Here is a 16,429-nt window from a genome sequence, read left to right as displayed (position 1 = left end):
AGCAACGGGGAACGGCCGCTCGGGATGCTGGCGTGTCGGTGGCCGTCACGTATCGTGGTGCCCATGGACACCCTCGCGGCCAGCGACACCGTGCTGCGTTCGCGTTACCGCCCACGGCATCCGCTCTCGATCTCCGCAACACTCGGCCCGCTCTCGCGTGGCGTCGACGGCCCGTGCTTCCGGCGAACGGCGAACGGCTCGTGGCTGACGCTCCGCACCCCGACCGGTCCAGCAACCCTTCACCTGGTCCAGCGGACGGATGAGGTCGACGTCTCTGCGTGGGGAGACGGTGCCGAGTGGGCGATGGATGGTGTTCCTGAGCTGCTCGGCAGCCGCGACGACTGGGACGACCTCGACCTGGGCCGAAGTCCACTGCTGACCGAGGTCCGCCGCCGCAATCCCGGCCTGCGGCTCAGTCGCAACCGGCTCGTTTTCGAGATGCTCGTGCCTGCGGTTCTCGAGCAGAAGGTCACCGTTGTCGAGGCGTGGCGCGCGTGGCGCCGGCTCGTGCGACGACACGGTGAGCCAGCACCCGGTCCGGCGCCCGAGGGCATGACCGTCGCGCCAGCACCTGACACCTGGCGCCTCATCCCCAGTTGGGAGTGGCACGAGGCCGGCGTCGGCCCGCAACGGTCAGACACCGCGGTCCGCGCGAGCCGGGTCGCCGACGCTCTCGAACGCACCCTCTCGACGGGGGAGGATCTCCTTCAGGAGTCCGCGACGGCATCCGCTCGACTACGCAGCCTGCCCGGAATTGGCGTCTGGACGGCCGCGGAGGTCACCGCGAGGGCGCACGGAAACCCGGATGCCGTCAGTGTCGGCGACTACCACCTCGCGTCGACGGTCGGGATGGCGCTCACCGGGGCGCCGGTCGACGACGACGGCATGCTCGAGCTGCTTGCGCCGTGGGAGGGGCAGCGGCAGCGGGTTGTGAGGCTCATTCTCGCGAGCGGGATTGCGAAGCCACGGCGCGGCCCGAGGATCACGATCCAGGATCACCGCCGGCACTGAGTGCGGCGTGGTCGGGTTCGCCCCTGCCGGGTACCCCTACTCGGACTCGAGCAGGGCCATCGCGGCGTTGTGTCCGCCGAGACCCGATACCGCTCCGCCCCGGCGCGCTCCCGAACCGCACATCAGAACGCGAGGGTGCTCCGTCGCGACCCCCCAGCGAGCGGCGGGGGTATCGAGCGGAGCGTCATCCTCGGCGAACGGCCAGTCCAGCCCACCGTGGAAGATGTTGCCGAGCGGCATCCCCACGGCCCGCTCGATATCCAGGGTCGTTTTGGTTTCGATGCAGGGCCGGCCGACGGCATCCGTCATGACGAGGTCTTCGATCGGCTCGGCGAGCACCGAATTGAGCGATGCCAGCACCGCGGCCTGCAGCCTGTCGCGCATCTCGTCGTTGTTCTCGCCGGTGACGAGTCGCGCCGGCGTGTGCAACCCGAACACGGTGAGCGTGTGCGCCCCGGCCTCGCGCAGTTCGGGCGAGAGGATCGTCGGATCGGTCAGGGAATGGCAGTAGATCTCGCAGGGCAGCGGGGTCGGGATGCCGCCCTCGGCGGCGGTGAGGTACGCATCGTCGAGTTGCGACCACGACTCGTTAATGTGGAAGGTGCCGCCGAACGCGGCTTCACCGGTTACGGCCGCGTCCCGCAACTTCGGCAGCCGCGTGAGCAGGAGGTTCACCTTCACCTGGGCGCCCTCGCGTGACGTATTTGGGTTTGCACGGGCGGCCGAGCGCACGCCGAATGGGCGTGACTCGAAGACGCCGACCGACGGTTCACCTGCCGCGAGTTGCTCGCGCCCGTAGCTGACACTCGTTCCGGCAACGAGCAGCTTGTCGAGCACGGCGGGGGCGACATTCGAGACGATCCACTCAGCGTGCACCTCGAGTTCGGCGCCGTCCCGCTGATATCGCACGACGCCGGCCGGGTCGACGGCCGTCACGTCTGCTCCGGTAAGAAGAGTCGCGCCGGCATCCCGCGCGGCCCGCGCGAGCTCAGCGGTGACTGCGCCCATTCCGCCGACGGGAACGTCCCAGTCCCCGGTCCCGCCGCCGATGAGGTGGTAGAGGAAGCAGATGTTCTGCTGCAGGTCGGCATCCGTCGCCCGCGAGAAGGTGCCGATGAGGGCGTCGGTGAGGACCACGCCACGCACGACGTCGTTCTGCAGGTGCCGCGCGATGATCTCGCCGATCGGACGCTCGACCATCGCGTCCCACACGGCCGCTCCGCCGGCATCCGTCACCAGGCGCTTCGCCTCGGAGCGGGTGAGCAGTGGCCCGGTCAGAGTCGGCCAGAGCGCCTGGGTGAGGATGCGGCAGTTCTCGTAGAAACGCTCGAAGAGATCGAATTCGCTGTCGGTGGTTCCGATCCGGAGGAACGACGCCGCGGTGGCGGCCGGATCGTCGTTGTCGACGAGCAGGCCGCGGGTGGGATCCTCGGGGTCGGGGGTGTACGACGAGAACCGTCGCCGCACGAGCGTGATGTCGAGACCGAGGTCGTCGATGATCCGCTGTGGCAGCAGGCTCACGAGGTAGGAGTAGCGTGACAGCCACGCCTCGACGCCGTCGAACGCCTGCGCCGACACCGCGGCACCGCCAACGGCATCGAGCCGCTCGAGCACCAGCACCCGCTTGCCCGCCTTGCCGAGATAGGCCGCCGCGGTGAGGCCGTTGTGGCCCCCGCCGACGATGATCGCGTCGTAGGTCTCTGGTGTCGTCATGCGGCCGATTCTGTCACGGATGCCTCCTGTCGAAGGTCGGTCGGCGCGGGACCGGCTGGGGCGGCGGGAGTTCGGGGCCAGGTCCAGGCGGAGCGCAGGATGAAGACCAGGAGCAGGACCTCGATTCCGATGGAGAGGGCGTAGAAGAAGGCCCACTCCCAGGTCGCCCCCGCCGCGTTGAACATCGAGTAGGGGATGTAGAGCGATGCCACGACGAGGTTCGTGCCGCGGTTCATCCGGGCGGGCATGGCCATGGAGAGCATCACCATCAGGGCCGGGATCGCCACGGACGCGAACATCACGGTCAACAACGTGGAACTGACGTCGAACCTCCAGACGAGGCCATTCAGGATGCTGTCGACGACGCCTGGCTTGTAGAGGTTGAAGAAGTCGACGCAGATGTAGAGGAACATGAAGCTGGCCCAGGCGGCGGCGATCTTGGCCTGCACCGGGATGGGCGGGCTATCGAGCGGTTTCGGGGTAGTCGTTCGGATGGTCATCGGTCTTTCCTTTCGAGTGGAGCGGGCCCGTCCGCCGGAGTGGCGGCAGGTGTGGGCGTGCATACGCACGGGTTGAGTCGTTCTCGTCGGTCCGGTCGTCAGACGGTGATCACGACCTTCCCCCGGGTGTGGCCGGCCCCGACGTAGCGGAGGGCGTCCGCTGCTTTATCGAGGGGGTAGGTGCGGTCGATGACGGGTGTGACCTGCCCCGTCGTGAGCAGGTCGGCCAGCGTGAGCAGGTCCTGGCGCTTCTCGACCGAGGTGAAGGGCCTCAACCGCTGACGGGTGAACCCGGACAGCACGCGCGCTGTGACGACCCGACCGAGCGGGCCGAGCCAGCGGCCGCCGTGTCCGCTGTTGGGGATCAGGGTGCCGGTGGGCATCAGCGCTCGGCGGACAGCCGCCAGCGGCTGGGCCTCCACGTTGTCGATGATGATGTCGTAGCGCTCATCGGCGCGGGTGAAATCGGTTTTCGTGTACTCGACGACGTGGTCGGTGCCGAGCGAGCGGACCAGCTCGACGTTGCGGGTGCTGCACACCCCCGTCACCTCTGCGCCGAAAGCCTTGGCGATTTGTACGGCGAAGGAGCCAACGCCGCCCGACGCGCCCGTGACCAGCACCGTCTGGCCCGGTTGGACGTTCGCGATCGTGCGCAACGCCTGCAACGCCGTCAGGGCCGACGTTGGCACCGCTGCCGCGTCCACGAGCGACACATTGCCTGGCACGGGCACGAGGTTGTCCGCCGGGACCGAGGCATACTGGGCGAGCGTTCCAGCGGTGCTCCACCCGAATACCTCGTCGCCGGGGCGGAGAGCGGTGACATGCTTCCCGACCGCTGTCACCACGCCAGCGAGATCCCTGCCGGGGATGCCGTGGCGCGGCCGGCGGAGCCCGAACACCAGGCGCACCATGTACGGCTCCCCGGTCATGACGAAGTAGTCGCCAGGGTGCACCGAGGCCGCGCGCACCTGGACGAGCACATCGCCTCGACCGGGCAACGGCATCCCGACCTCGGACGACTCGAGTATTGAGGGCGGGCCGTAGCGGTGCTGGACGGCGGCCCGCATCGTCGCCCTCCCGGCTCGGCTCGCGCCCCCCACTCGGCGTATTACGCCATTCGATTGCAGTTCTGTTCTCACGGAAACCTCCTCATATGTGACCTGTGGCTCGTTCGTACGCTGTACTACGGTCGTACACCGTACTATCGTCGTACGCTGGACGTTTGTCAAGCCTTTTTCGAACGAGCAAGGAGTCCCGTGTCCGCGAGAGAACAACGCCAGGTCGCGTCAGACGCGGGGCTCAGCAAGCAGCGGGTGGTGGCCGAGGCAGTCCGACTCGCCGACCGCGAGGGGGTCGATGGGCTGAGCATGCGTCGGCTGGCTGGCGCGCTCGGCGCTGGCGCGATGTCGCTCTACCATTACGTGGCGAGCAAGGAGAAGTTGCTGGACGCCATGGTCGACATCGTGTTCGAGGAGATCGAGCTCCCGCGCGAAGACGCCGACTGGCAGTCCGCGATTCGGCAGCGTGCGGTATCCGCCAGACAGGTTCTCGCCCGCCACCCGTGGGCGATCGGTCTGATGGAATCGCGGACGTCGGCGGGGCCCGCGAACCTCCGCCACCACGAAGCGGTCACCGCCTGCCTGCGGAAGGCTGGCTTCACCGTCGTGATGGCGACGCACGCCAACTGGTTGCTCGACAGCTATGTCTACGGTTTTGCCCTGCAGGAAACCAGCCTGCCGTTCGGTACCGCCGATGAGTTCGCGGACATGGCCCAGGGCGTCTACGTGCCCCAGCTACCTCCCGACGAGTTCCCCTACCTCAATGAGTCCGCCGCGGCGCTCGTCGCTGGCGGCTACGACCCGGCGGAGGAGTTCATCTTCGGCCTCGACCTCGTCCTGGCCGCCCTTGAGCCCCTCAGGGCATCTGTGTAGCGACGATGCCGTGCCGCGGACCGTCAGCCCGGCTACGCCACCAGGAACCCCGTCGCCCTCGCCAGTGCCCCGCGCACAGCGGTGACGGCAGGGCGCGCTGCACTCACGCGCCGCGCCGAGGTGAACACGGTGCGTGCGGGCGTTCCGGGCAGGTCGACCAGCCGCAGCCCGGGCTCCCGGCCCGCCCACACCAGATCGGGCAGCATACCGACGGCGTTGCCCGACTCGATCAGCCGGATGTGCGCGATGAGGTCAGCCGTTTCGAACCGCACGTCTGGTTCGAAACCGGCAGCACGGCACAGCTGCGTCGACCACAGCCGCGCAACAGTTCCTTCCGGTTCCATCACGAACGGGAGGTCCGTGGCATCCGTCAGCGAGGAAACAGCGGATGCCGACGGCACAGCGAGCCGGAGGGCATCCGTCGCGAGGAACTCGCGATCCAGGTCGGGCAGATGCGGCCGGGTGTGACCGGGGTACTGCTCGGCCAGGACCAGGTCGAAGTCACGCGCCGCGAGGTCGAACAGGCCGGCCTCCGGCTCGCGTTCGACGATTTCCACACGGAGATCCGGGTGCTCTGAGCGGAGGATCGACAGCGCCTCAGGGATGACCGCGTGCGCGGCCGACTGGAACACGGCGACGCGAACCGTGCCGATCACCGCGTCGAGCGACGTGACGAGTTCGGCCTCGGCGCGTTCGAGCCCGTCGAGCAGTTCGGCGGCGCGCGTGGCGAGCAGCTCGCCCTGTGGCGTGAGCTGGACCCGGCGGCCGCTCTTCTGCAGCAGTTTGACGCCCGCCTCGCGCTCGAGTTGTGACAGCTGCTGCGACACGGACGACGGACTGAATGCGAGCGCTTCGGCGACGCCGGCGAGCGTGCCCCGCAACTGAACCTCGCGCAGCAGTCGAAGTCTTCTCATGTCGAGCATGGGGCCAGCCTACTCATCGGAGAAACTGATCAATATTGGTAAGAAACATTCGCTTTTCCGAACTCAGGTTCTCCCACACACTGAAGCTGAGAGTTGACGCAACCCGCGTTCCGCTCCCTTCGCACCAGGTATAGAGGGAATAGTCTCGTGATCATGCCTCACACTTCGGCCGGCGCCGAACTCAGCGCCACTCAACTCGCAGCCGACGCCGTCGTTCTCGCCCGCAAATGGGTGGACGAGAGCGCTGACGCTCCGGTGGATCCCGCCGCCCAGCGACTCGCCGATGTGCTGAAGGATCCGAATGGTCTGGCCTTTACCGTCGGCTTCGTCGACGGTGTCATGCGACCGGAAGACCTCTTCGTCGCCGGCTATAACCTGCAGCGCGTCGCGAAGCTCGCCCCGGCGTTCCTGCCGTGGTACCTGCGCGCCGCGATCACCGCTGGTGGTGTGCTTGGCCCGGTCATCCCTGGCGTGGTGATCCCCATCGCTCGCCGCGTGCTGCGCGACATGGTCGGTCACCTCGTGGTTGACGCAACATCGGAGAAGCTCGGACCGGCCATCGCGTCACTCCGCGAGGGTGGCTCGAAGCTCAACCTGAACCTGCTCGGCGAAGCAGTGCTCGGCGAAAACGAGGCGCACAAGCGGCTCGAGGGTACCCGCGATCTCCTCATCCGTGACGATGTCGACTACGTCTCGATCAAGGTTTCCGCCATCGCCTCACAGCTGTCGATGTGGTCGTTCGACGAGGCTGTCGACCGCATCGTCGAGCGGCTGACGCCTCTGTATGAGCTGGCGGCTGAGTCCACGACGCCCAAGTTCATCAACCTCGACATGGAGGAGTACCGCGACCTCGACCTCACCCTCGCGGTCTTTATGCGCGTGCTCGAGCGCCCGCGGCTGCGTAACCTCGAGGCCGGAATCGTGCTGCAGGCGTACCTGCCCGACGCGCTCTCCGCGATGCAAACGCTCCAGGACTGGGCGGCCACGCGCGTGGCATCCGGTGGCGCCCCGATCAAGGTGCGACTCGTCAAGGGCGCCAATCTTGCGATGGAGGGTGTCGAAGCCAAACTCCACGACTGGCCGACAGCGCCGTACGACGTGAAACAAGACACCGACGTCAATTACAAACGAGTCCTGTTGTGGTCGCTCACCCCCGAGCGCGCGAAAAACGTTCACGTTGGTGTCGCCGGTCACAACCTCTTCGACGTCGCCTTCGCCTGGCTCCTCGCCAAGGACCGCGGCGTTACCGACGCCGTCGACTTCGAAATGCTCCTCGGTATGGCCACCGGCCAGGCCGCGGCGGTCAAGCGCGACGTCGGCGATCTGCTGCTCTACACACCCGTCGTGAATCCGCGCGAGTTCGATGTGGCGATTTCGTACCTGATCCGCCGCCTCGAAGAGAACGCGTCGCAGGAGAACTTCATGTCGGCGGTCTTCGAGCTCCACGACAACGCCGCACTGTTCGAGAGGGAGAAGGGCCGTTTCCTCGCGAGCGTGACGCAACTGGATGCGACGGCGAGCGAGGTTCCAACGCCTCGCCGCCTGCAGAACCGCGAAACGGAATGGACGCTCGCGCCCGTCGCTGACCTCGTACCGGGCAAGGGGCCGGTCGGCGATCAATCGATCACGAGACCTGTCGCGCTCGATGACGACGAGGTGAGCATGACCCAGCAGGTGCTTGGACTTGCCCGCGGATCGAAGACCGAGTCGCCGTTCGACACCGTTCGGGTGTTCGATACAACGACCCTCAACACGGTGCCGGCGACCGACATCGGCGCGCCGGGTTTCGTCAACACCCGCGACACCGACCCGGCCCTGCCGGCGAACCGCGCGTGGGCGCGCCGCATTCTCGCCAGGGTTCCCGGCAGCGACCTCGGGGCCGCGACGATCGCCGCGTGCACGGTAACGGATGCCGAAACGCTCGAATTCATCGTCGCCGGCGTCCGGGAACGCGGTAAGGCCTGGGGTGCAACCCCGGCGGCGGAACGCGCCGCCCTTCTCGACCGTGCCGGCTTTGCGCTCGCGGCAAACCGGGACCGCCTGATCGAGGTGATGGCATCCGAAACCGGAAAGACGATCGCCGAGGCCGACCCCGAGGTCAGCGAGGCCATCGACTTCGCCCACTACTACGCAGCAAAGGCCCGTGAACTCGACGCGATCCGGGGTGCACGGTTCGTGCCCTCCCGCCTCACCGTCGTCACACCACCGTGGAACTTCCCCGTCGCCATCCCGGCCGGTGGAGTGCTCGCAGCGCTCGCCGCGGGCTCAGCGGTCATCCTCAAGCCGGCACCGCAGGCGCGCCGCTCGGCCGCGATCCTCGCCGAAGCGCTCTGGGAAGCAGGCATCCCGCAGGAGCTTCTCACGCTCATCTCGCTCGACGAGGACGGCCTCGGCCAGCAGCTCGTCTCCCACCCGAGCGTCGACCGGGTGATCCTCACCGGCGCGTGGGAAACCGCGAAGCTCTTCCGGTCCTGGCGGCCGGAGCTGGCACTGCACGCGGAAACCAGCGGAAAAAACGCCATCATCGTCACTCCGAGCGCCGACCTCGACCTTGCGGCAGCCGACGTCGTGAAGAGCGCGTTCGGCCACGCCGGCCAGAAATGCTCGGCGGCAAGTCTCGTCATCCTCGTCGGTTCGGTCGCGAAGAGCGACCGGTTCCGTCGCCAGCTCATCGACGCGGCAACCTCGCTCCGCGTCGGCTACCCCGACGACCCCACCAGCCAGATGGGCCCGATCATCGAGCCAGCCGACGGCAAGCTGCTGCACGCGCTCACCGAACTCGGCGTCGGTGAGAAGTGGCTCGTCAAGCCACGCCAGCTCGACGACACCGGTCGCCTCTGGTCGCCGGGGATCCGCGGCGACGTCGCCCCCGGCTCGTACTTCCACCTGACCGAGTTCTTCGGGCCTGTGCTCGGCGTCATGCACGCCTCGACGCTCGCCGAGGCGATCCGGTACACCAATGCCATCGATTACGGGCTGACGAGCGGACTGCACACCCAGGACGCCGACGACCTCGAGGAATGGCTCGCCACCGTCGAAGCGGGCAACCTGTACGTCAACCGCGGCATCACGGGCGCGATCGTGCAGCGTCAGCCGTTCGGCGGCTGGAAGCGTTCCGCCGTCGGCGCCGGAGCCAAGGCCGGTGGCCCCAACTACCTGCTGACCCTGGGCTCGTGGGTGCCTGACTCCGGTTCAAGCAGCACGACGCTCCACCTGCGCGGCCTCGACTCGCGCGTCACCCGCATCATCGAGTCGGCCCAGCCGTCGCTCGGGTACGAGGAGTTCGACGTGCTCCGCCGTTCTGCGCTCTCGGATGCCATCGCATGGGGAAACGAGTACGGCGAGGAGAAGGATGCCTCGGCGCTCGAGGTCGAGCGCAACCTCTTCCGCTACCGCCCGGTTTCCGTCGCCGTCCGCGGCACCGCAGACGCGGACCTCGGTGAGGTGCTTCGCGTGGTGATAGCCGGTGTGCGTTCGCGGTCCCGTTTCACGCTGAGCGTGGCATCCGGGCTGCCCGCAGCCATCCGCGGTGTGCTTGCCGACCTCGGTGTTCCCGTGTCTGTCGAGACGGATGCCGAGTGGATCGAGCGGGCCGCGGCGCTCGATGCGGATGCTCACCGGGTGCGGCTCGTCGGCAGCGCTGAGGCGCGGCGCCAGTTGCACACGGCCCTGGCCAGAGCGGCAGAGGGCAACCCTGACCTCGCGATCTACGCGGGCGCTGTGACGCCGGCTGGCCGGATCGAGTTGCTGCCGTTCCTGCACGAGCAGGCTATTTCGATCACGGCGCACCGGTTCGGCAACCCTGACCCGTGGAGCGAAGCGGTCATTTAGTCGCCGTCGGTGAGCTCAGAATCCACGGGCGTTCGCGTGTATCACGGCGGGCGCACGCGGTCCAGCGGTGCTCACGAATTTCGAGACTGCAGTACGGTCGAATTATGAAGCGCATCACATACTCCGGCGGATCAATCGTGACGGGCAACGCCATCACGGCGGCGCTTCTCAAGTACACAACCACTGTCGCTGACGCAGAGCACAGCGTCACCGTGGACATCCCTGTTCTCGAGGAGAACGGGGAGATCACCGTGCACGAGTTCCTGCTCAGCCCGGCCAGCCAGTTCGACGTCGCCGACGTCGGGGGCGTGAGCAGCGAAGAGGAAGCCAAGCGCTTCCAGGTCCCGGAGATGCCGCAGGTGGGCATCAAGGGCAAGGTCGAAGAAGGAACGGCAGCCGAGAAAACCGCCGAAGATTTCAACGCGGTCATGAACGACATCGACGCCGGGCTGGGGGAGTAGGTCATGGGCAAGTTCATCTATGGAACGCCGTCGATCTCCGTCGACTTCGACGACCGCGTGCTCGCGCACCTCAAGGTCGTCATCCTGTCGAAGGTTCGGCGGGGTGAGAGCTTCTCGTTCTCGTGGGAGTACACGGTCGCCTCGGGCAGCGGACACAGCTCCATCTGGATCCACCCGGCAATTCCGCTCCAGTTCGACTTCGCCGGCAGCAGGGAGCCACGCCTCAACCGCGCCTGGGTCGAGCAGCTGGTCCGGTTGGCGAACTCGCCAGCTGGTCTTCGCGTGATTCCCGAACCCTCCGAACCCGCGCCGTAACCCCTCCCGCGACGGGGTGCCCCGGCGCATACTGGGGTGCATGGCATCCGCCCCCCGCACCGAATCCGCTACCCAGCGAATCGTTTTACTCGTCGCGATCCTCGCGTCATTCGTCGCTTTCCTGGATGGCACGATCATCAACGTCGCCCTGCCGGCGATCTCGCGGGAACTCGGTGGCGGCCTCTCGGTTCAGCAATGGGTGGTCGATGCGTATCTGCTGACGCTCGGTGCATTCATCCTCCTTGCCGGTTCGCTGTCGGATGCCTTCGGTCGCGTTCGCATCCTCGCAATCGGCCTGGCCGGATTCGGAGCGACCTCCCTGCTCTGCGCGGTTGCCCCGAGCGCTGAGTTTCTCATCGTCGTGCGTGCCCTGCAGGGTGGGACGGCAGCGTTGCTCGTTCCGAGCTCGCTCGCGATCATCATCTCGACCTTCTCGGGTCAGGCCCAGGCGAAAGCCATCGGCACGTGGACGGCATGGACAGGTACCGCGATGATCGTCGGTCCACTCGTCGGCGGTCTGCTCGTCGACACGGTGAGCTGGCGGCTCGTCTTCGGCATCAACATCCTGCCGATCACGGTGACCCTCTGGCTGCTCGTGAAGATGGAGAAGCAGCCGGAGCGTTCGCGCCGGCCGCGCGTCGACCTGGTCGGCGCTGTGCTCGGCGCGATCGGACTCGGCGGTCCGGTTTTCGCGCTCATCGAACAGGGGCGGTTCGGCTGGCAGAGCCCGGTGGTGTGGCTCCCGCTGGTACTGGGGATCGCGGCGTTCGGCGCGTTCCTCTGGTGGGAGCGCCGCACAACCGACCCGATGATGCCGCTCTCGCTGTTCCGGTCACGCAACTTCTCAGCGGGCAATATCGCCACAGTGTTCATCTATGGCGCGCTCGGTTTTGGCTTCTTCGTCATCGCCATCTACCTGCAGCAGGTGGCCGGTTGGCCCGCTACCCTGGCCGGCGTTGCGACGCTCCCGCCGACCCTCGTGATGCTGGCGCTCTCGAGCCGGATCGGCGCGCTTGCCGGAAAAATCGGGCCGCGGATGTTCATGACCATCGGTCCGATCGTCGGCGGAATCGGATTCCTCCTCATGCTCACGGTCAGCGCTGACGTCGACTACTGGTTTCAGCTCCTGCCAGGGCTCGTGCTCTTCGGCATCGGTCTCTCGATCACCGTCGCACCGCTGACGAGCGCGATCCTCGGTGCGATCGATGAGTCGCAGGCCGGCATCGGATCGGCCATCAACAACGCGGTCGCTCGGGTTGCCGGGCTCGTCGCCGTTGCGTGTGCCGGTCTCATCCTCGGCTCGGTGCTCGATCTCGGCGGCTTCCACCGTGCAATGGCCGCAACCGCCATCGCGCTCATCCTCGGCGGGATCGTCTCGTTCATCGGCATCCGCAATCCTGTGGTGCGCGATGGGACGTCGGCGCCCGCGTAACCTCGGGCGGGTTCAGGACGAACGGATGCCGAGTGCAGCCGTCACGATCGACAGGGCGTCATCGGGAGAGATACCGAGCGACTTCACGCGGTCTGCGTAGGCAACAGCGGCGAGCTGGGCCTGCTTGTGGGTCGGATCGCCGACCGCCGAAACAAAAGAGCCATTGCGACCGCGGGTCTCGATCACGTCGTCACGCTCGAGCTCACGGTAGGCGCGAGCGACGGTGTTGGCGGCGATACCGAGGTCTGCGGCCAGGGTCCGCACCGTCGGCAGCTTGTCGCCGGGGACGAGGGTGCCGTCGCGCACGGCGTTGATGATTTGTACCCGCAACTGTTCAAACGGCGGAACGGCCGAGCGGGCATCGATGGTGAACTTCTGGGGCACGGTGTCCTCGTCCTGAACGGTCGGCGAAGCAATGGCGGTGGGGCCCAACGTAGCAATACAAAGCTGTCTGAGCAAACGCCGAGAGGGGTGCTGCCAGCGCGACCGGCGCTTAGGCTTGAACAATGACCGAGCGAACGCACCTCACTGAGCACAGGATTTCTGACGCAGAGGCCGCACCCTATGGCGTTGCGCTCACCGACGACGGTGCCGTCTGGGCAACCCTTATCCGGGGGCAGGCGGTCGTGCGCCGCGACGCCGATGGCACACTCGACACGATCGGACTCGGTGAGGGCTCCGAGCCGTCACTCCTCGCTGCGGCAACCGAGGACTCCATCTGGGTGACGGATGCCGCACGCAACCGCATCGTCCGCATCGGCCCCGAGGGAATCCGGGCCGAGATTCCGGTGCCGAGCGTCGGTGGACGCCCGTTCGGTATCGCCGCCGCCGAATCGGGGGAGGTGTGGTTCACCGAGATGACCACCGACCTGATCGGCAAGGTCGACATTCTCGGCAAAGTGACCGAGTTCACCGCCGGTGTTGACCATGGCAACCCCTCGATGATCGCCTGCTCCGGTGAGAGCGTGTGGTTCACGCTCAACGGTGCCAACGCCATCGGTTACATTCGCGGCGGCAACTCTGCGGTCGTCGTCACTGACCTGCCCACCAGCAAGGCCGGCCCGGTCGGAATCACCGTTGCGACGGATGCCGCCGCCTGGTTCACCGAGATCGCCGCCGGACAGATCGGGCGACTCGATCGCGATGGAGTCCTCACCGAGTTCCCGCTGCCCGACCGTTCCAGCAAGCCGCACGCGATCGCCGCCGACCCGTCCGGCGGGTGCTGGTTCACGATGTGGGGCTCAAGCCAGATCGGGTTCATCGCCGCCGACGGCACAATTGCCGTGACAGACCTGCCGACACCGGACAGTGAGCCGCACGGCATTGCCGTTGCCGCAGACGGCACCGTGTGGGCAGCGCTCGAAACAGGTTTCCTGGCGGAGCTGCGACCCTAGGCGCTCCCGCGCCGGTTACCGCTGTTTCACGCGGGCGGCCGCGAGCATCCGCAGCATCGCTTCAGGAACAGCATCCCTGCCGATATCACGGGTGTCGATAACGCCGTCATCAGCGCCAGCCACACCGCGGAGTGCGACCACCTCATCGTGGAGCCGCTCCATCTTCACGTCGAGGCGGTTCGCCGTGAGCGCCGCGTCACGGAGCTCGTCGAGGAGTCGCTCAGGAACCGCGCGGTTGTATTTGTAGTAGATCTTGTGCTCGAGCGCCGCCCAGAAGTCCATGGCGATGGTGCGGATCTGGATCTCCACCTTGACCTGCTCGACGTGATCGGACATGAAGACGGGCACCTCGATGATCATGTGCAGGCTCTTGTAGCCGTTCGCCTTGGGCTGGGCGATGTAGTCGCGTACCTGCAGCACCGTGACATCCCGCTGCGCCACAATCATGTCGAAGATCTTGTAGGTGTCGGAGATGAAGCTGCAGGTCACCCGGATCCCGGCGATGTCCTGAACGTCGGAACGGATGCCGTCGAGCGTCATTTCCGAGCCCTTGCGATCCGCCTTGGCGAGAATGCTCTCCGCCGACTTGAGCCGTGAGCTCACGTTCTCGATCGGGCTGTAGTCGTGCCGGTGGCTGAACTCTTCGCGAAGAATGTTGATCTTCGTCATGACCTCGTCGATGCCGAACTTGTACGACATCATGAACCGCGTGAAATCACCGTTCAGGGCACGGAGGCCACTGAGGTCGGGGGCGTCTGGCATGACGGCTTGTTCCTTCCACTGGCGGGGTTCGTCCGCCGTCGTTCAGTCTGCCACCGGGCGCTGGTTGTCACCCGAGAGATCGGCGCGGAGATTCAGCTCGAGATTTCCCTGGTGCGAGCGTAGTGGCGCCTGGACTTCATGCGATTTCCGCACGATTCCATCGAGTGCCACTTACGCGAATTGGCCTTGCTGTGGTCGACGAGGAAGTGCTGGCACTCCGGGTTCGCACACGGTCGGATCCGTGAGCCCGTTGGGGTCTGCAGTGCGTCCCACTCCTCAAGAGCGCGGGCACCAATCGCGAGGTCATCATCGACACTCAGCGACCACACCAGACGGCCATGCTCCATGGCAGCGGTCTTGTGCATCGCGCTCAACCAGGGCTCGAGCACCGTGGCCGATGCTTCTCCGCGCAGAAACGGCACGAGAGCCGACCTCGCCCGCCTCGCGCCCTCCACCTCGGCGGGGCTTCCCGTTCCGCCGTGCTCACGGAGCCACTGACGCGCCGCGGCCTGGTCACCGAGTTCGTCATAAACGGCGTCGGGAAGCTCGAGTCGTGAGTTCACGAGATCGAGCAGCAGGGGCGTGGTCGAGGTGCCAGTGGTTCCGTTCATCTTCTAACCATATCAAAGCACTTGACAGGTTGGGTGCCCTGTGGTTTTCTTGTCGCTATAACCAGACAAGCGTCGCAAGGCGGTTAGAGAATCGGAGATTGCAATGAGCTTCATCACGGTCGGCACAGAGAACTCCACTGACATCAACCTCTACTACGAAGACCATGGCTCGGGCCAGCCCGTCGTGCTCATCCATGGCTACCCGCTCGACGGTCACTCCTGGGAGAAGCAGTCGGCGGCTCTTCTTGACGCCGGCTACCGTGTCATCACCTATGACCGCCGGGGCTTCGGGCAGTCCAGCCAGCCAACCGTCGGCCACGACTACGACACCTATGCCGCTGACCTCAATACGCTTCTCGATACTCTCGATCTCACCGATGTGATCCTCGTCGGGTTCTCGATGGGCACGGGGGAAGTGGGCCGCTACCTCGGCACCTACGGCTCTGAACGGGTAGCGAAGGCCGCGTTCCTCGCGTCGCTCGAGCCTTTCCTGCTGCAGACAGAGGACAACCCGGCCGGTGTGCCGCAGGACGTTTTCGACGGCATCTCCAAGGCCGCCACTGCCGACAGGTTCGCCTGGTACGACGATTTCTTTGCCAACTTCTACAACCTCGACGAGACGCTCGGGTCGCGGATCAGTGAGGCCGCTGTTCGTGGCAGCTGGAACGTCGCTGCGTCGGCCTCCTGGCTCGCGGCATCCGCTGTGGTTCCCACCTGGCTGACCGACTTTCGTGCAGACATCCCCAAAATCGACGTGCCGACTCTGATTCTCCAGGGCACGGCCGACCGGATCCTTCCGATCGACTCGACCGGCCGGCCGTTCTCGAAGCTCCTTCCCGACGCCGACTACGTCGAGATCGAGGGTGCTCCGCACGGTCTGCTCTGGACGCACGCCGATGAGGTGACCGAGGCGCTACTGGCCTTTGTGAAAAAGTAACAGTGAAGAGATAGCCGCGAGCGGATGCTGCAGGTGCGACCACATCTCCGTGCCTGCGGCATCCACTCGTTTCTCCGAGCGATCTATTCGAGATTTTCCTGGATCATCCGTGGTGAAGCGTGAATGCACACCATGCGGAGCGGTCCGGTGCCCGAATTCACGAACTTGTGCGTGGTCTCGGCAGGGACGGTGAGGATGTCGCCCGCAACGGCATCCATTGACTCCGAACCCACCGTAATGCGCACCGATCCGAACCGGACCAGCCACGTTTCGGTGTAGGGGTGACGGTGCAGAACCGGCCCCTGGCCCGGGTCGTTGTCGACAAGAAAGAACGAAATCCCGGCGCCGTGCGACGCTCCCTCGAATCGCCCGGTGCGTCCGGTTCCGACGATCAGGTCGGCACTTTTGACAATCCTGACCACGGGATCTCCTCTCGAAGAACACTCACCGCCGACGGTTGAGGAGTAGCGTGTACCAAAGAGTCCACTACTCCCGGAACGGGGTCGGCGGGATTGTTTGAGGCAGAATCACAAGCAATTCCCACCGCTTTATCAGTAAGCCGGGTCCCGTGTCAAGGCCCTTCCCTCGATGCGGAAGATGGTGACGCC

At 66.2% G+C, this 16,429-nt stretch carries 16 protein-coding genes; 8 read left to right on the top strand and 8 right to left on the bottom strand.

The features are described 5' to 3' along the window. Positions 1–63 precede the first annotated feature (63 nt). Entirely contained in the window at positions 64–1,011 is a 948-nt protein-coding gene (locus AC1C2M_RS11645) for a DNA-3-methyladenine glycosylase family protein (RefSeq protein ID WP_495436584.1), read from the top strand. 36 nt (positions 1,012–1,047) lie between these two features. On the opposite strand, the gene AC1C2M_RS11640 is transcribed toward AC1C2M_RS11645, so the two are convergent. The 3 genes from AC1C2M_RS11640 to AC1C2M_RS11630 form a co-directional block, all read right to left on the bottom strand. After that, on the bottom strand, positions 1,048–2,724 hold the full coding sequence (locus AC1C2M_RS11640; RefSeq protein ID WP_495436583.1) for a phytoene desaturase family protein: 1,677 nt from the start codon (positions 2,722–2,724) through the stop codon (positions 1,048–1,050). After that, positions 2,721–3,224, bottom strand: a complete 504-nt coding sequence (locus AC1C2M_RS11635; protein WP_495436581.1) for a DUF6326 family protein — start codon at positions 3,222–3,224, stop codon at positions 2,721–2,723. The genes AC1C2M_RS11640 and AC1C2M_RS11635 overlap by 4 nt, the downstream gene beginning before the upstream one ends. Before the next feature lie 98 nt (positions 3,225–3,322). Then, entirely contained in the window at positions 3,323–4,291 is a 969-nt protein-coding gene (locus AC1C2M_RS11630; protein WP_495436579.1) for an NAD(P)-dependent alcohol dehydrogenase, read from the bottom strand. 189 nt (positions 4,292–4,480) lie between these two features. Here AC1C2M_RS11630 and AC1C2M_RS11625 point away from each other — a divergent pair, with 189 nt between their 5' ends. After that, positions 4,481–5,155 (top strand): TetR/AcrR family transcriptional regulator, encoded by a 675-nt coding sequence (locus tag AC1C2M_RS11625; RefSeq protein ID WP_495436577.1) that lies wholly within the window; start codon positions 4,481–4,483, stop codon positions 5,153–5,155. 32 nt (positions 5,156–5,187) lie between these two features. On the opposite strand, the gene AC1C2M_RS11620 is transcribed toward AC1C2M_RS11625, so the two are convergent. Next, the gene (locus tag AC1C2M_RS11620) at positions 5,188–6,078 is read right to left on the bottom strand and encodes a LysR family transcriptional regulator (protein ID WP_495436576.1); all 891 of its coding nucleotides are present in this window, start codon (positions 6,076–6,078) and stop codon (positions 5,188–5,190) included. Between the two features lie 153 nt (positions 6,079–6,231). Between AC1C2M_RS11620 and AC1C2M_RS11615 the strand changes: the two genes are divergently transcribed. From AC1C2M_RS11615 to AC1C2M_RS11600, 4 genes are all read left to right on the top strand, one after another. Continuing rightward, positions 6,232–9,909, top strand: a complete 3,678-nt coding sequence (locus AC1C2M_RS11615) for a proline dehydrogenase family protein (RefSeq protein ID WP_495436574.1) — start codon at positions 6,232–6,234, stop codon at positions 9,907–9,909. Between the two features lie 104 nt (positions 9,910–10,013). Next, entirely contained in the window at positions 10,014–10,370 is a 357-nt protein-coding gene (locus AC1C2M_RS11610; protein WP_483406668.1) for a hypothetical protein, read from the top strand. Between the two features lie 3 nt (positions 10,371–10,373). Further along, positions 10,374–10,685, top strand: a complete 312-nt coding sequence (locus tag AC1C2M_RS11605) for a DUF7882 family protein (protein ID WP_483406669.1) — start codon at positions 10,374–10,376, stop codon at positions 10,683–10,685. 40 nt (positions 10,686–10,725) lie between these two features. Then, complete coding sequence (locus AC1C2M_RS11600; RefSeq protein WP_495436572.1) at positions 10,726–12,117, top strand: MFS transporter; 1,392 nt, start codon at positions 10,726–10,728, stop codon at positions 12,115–12,117. Positions 12,118–12,129: 12 nt separating this feature from the next. Here the strand turns inward: AC1C2M_RS11600 and AC1C2M_RS11595 are convergent, their stop codons facing one another. After that, positions 12,130–12,501: a GntR family transcriptional regulator gene (locus tag AC1C2M_RS11595; RefSeq protein ID WP_495436571.1), complete on the bottom strand. Its 372-nt coding sequence runs from the start codon at positions 12,499–12,501 to the stop codon at positions 12,130–12,132. A gap of 122 nt (positions 12,502–12,623) precedes the next feature. Between AC1C2M_RS11595 and AC1C2M_RS11590 the strand changes: the two genes are divergently transcribed. Then, positions 12,624–13,511 (top strand): Vgb family protein, encoded by an 888-nt coding sequence (locus tag AC1C2M_RS11590; protein WP_495433104.1) that lies wholly within the window; start codon positions 12,624–12,626, stop codon positions 13,509–13,511. A 15-nt stretch (positions 13,512–13,526) separates the two neighbouring features. On the opposite strand, the gene AC1C2M_RS11585 is transcribed toward AC1C2M_RS11590, so the two are convergent. Together AC1C2M_RS11585 and AC1C2M_RS11580 are read right to left on the bottom strand one after the other, a co-directional pair. Next, entirely contained in the window at positions 13,527–14,273 is a 747-nt protein-coding gene (locus AC1C2M_RS11585; protein ID WP_495436569.1) for a GTP pyrophosphokinase, read from the bottom strand. A gap of 92 nt (positions 14,274–14,365) precedes the next feature. Further along, positions 14,366–14,884 carry a CGNR zinc finger domain-containing protein gene (locus AC1C2M_RS11580; protein ID WP_495436567.1) on the bottom strand — a complete coding sequence of 173 codons (519 nt, stop codon included), beginning with the start codon at positions 14,882–14,884 and terminating at the stop codon, positions 14,366–14,368. 103 nt (positions 14,885–14,987) lie between these two features. Here AC1C2M_RS11580 and AC1C2M_RS11575 point away from each other — a divergent pair, with 103 nt between their 5' ends. Further along, a complete protein-coding gene (locus AC1C2M_RS11575; RefSeq protein ID WP_495436565.1) occupies positions 14,988–15,821 on the top strand; it encodes an alpha/beta fold hydrolase in 834 nt (277 codons plus the stop codon). Positions 15,822–15,904: 83 nt separating this feature from the next. Here the strand turns inward: AC1C2M_RS11575 and AC1C2M_RS11570 are convergent, their stop codons facing one another. Beyond that, the gene (locus AC1C2M_RS11570) at positions 15,905–16,243 is read right to left on the bottom strand and encodes a cupin domain-containing protein (protein ID WP_495436564.1); all 339 of its coding nucleotides are present in this window, start codon (positions 16,241–16,243) and stop codon (positions 15,905–15,907) included. Positions 16,244–16,429: the final 186 nt, after the last annotated feature.

It is taken from the genome of Mycetocola sp. Y444 (assembly GCF_059445295.1).
Note: the sequence above shows the minus strand (reverse complement) of the source record. Positions and strands in the feature narration are given on the sequence as shown.

Coding starts and splice junctions, on each gene's coding strand:
- AC1C2M_RS11615 (WP_495436574.1), top strand. CDS start 6,232: ATGCCTCACACTTCGGCCGGCGCCGAACTCAGCGCCACTCAACTCGCA.
- AC1C2M_RS11620 (WP_495436576.1), bottom strand. CDS start 6,078: ATGCTCGACATGAGAAGACTTCGACTGCTGCGCGAGGTTCAGTTGCGG.
- AC1C2M_RS11575 (WP_495436565.1), top strand. CDS start 14,988: ATGAGCTTCATCACGGTCGGCACAGAGAACTCCACTGACATCAACCTC.
- AC1C2M_RS11590 (WP_495433104.1), top strand. CDS start 12,624: ATGACCGAGCGAACGCACCTCACTGAGCACAGGATTTCTGACGCAGAG.
- AC1C2M_RS11580 (WP_495436567.1), bottom strand. CDS start 14,884: ATGAACGGAACCACTGGCACCTCGACCACGCCCCTGCTGCTCGATCTC.
- AC1C2M_RS11585 (WP_495436569.1), bottom strand. CDS start 14,273: ATGCCAGACGCCCCCGACCTCAGTGGCCTCCGTGCCCTGAACGGTGAT.
- AC1C2M_RS11635 (WP_495436581.1), bottom strand. CDS start 3,224: ATGACCATCCGAACGACTACCCCGAAACCGCTCGATAGCCCGCCCATC.
- AC1C2M_RS11610 (WP_483406668.1), top strand. CDS start 10,014: ATGAAGCGCATCACATACTCCGGCGGATCAATCGTGACGGGCAACGCC.
- AC1C2M_RS11640 (WP_495436583.1), bottom strand. CDS start 2,724: ATGACGACACCAGAGACCTACGACGCGATCATCGTCGGCGGGGGCCAC.
- AC1C2M_RS11600 (WP_495436572.1), top strand. CDS start 10,726: ATGGCATCCGCCCCCCGCACCGAATCCGCTACCCAGCGAATCGTTTTA.
- AC1C2M_RS11630 (WP_495436579.1), bottom strand. CDS start 4,291: ATGCGGGCCGCCGTCCAGCACCGCTACGGCCCGCCCTCAATACTCGAG.
- AC1C2M_RS11645 (WP_495436584.1), top strand. CDS start 64: ATGGACACCCTCGCGGCCAGCGACACCGTGCTGCGTTCGCGTTACCGC.
- AC1C2M_RS11605 (WP_483406669.1), top strand. CDS start 10,374: ATGGGCAAGTTCATCTATGGAACGCCGTCGATCTCCGTCGACTTCGAC.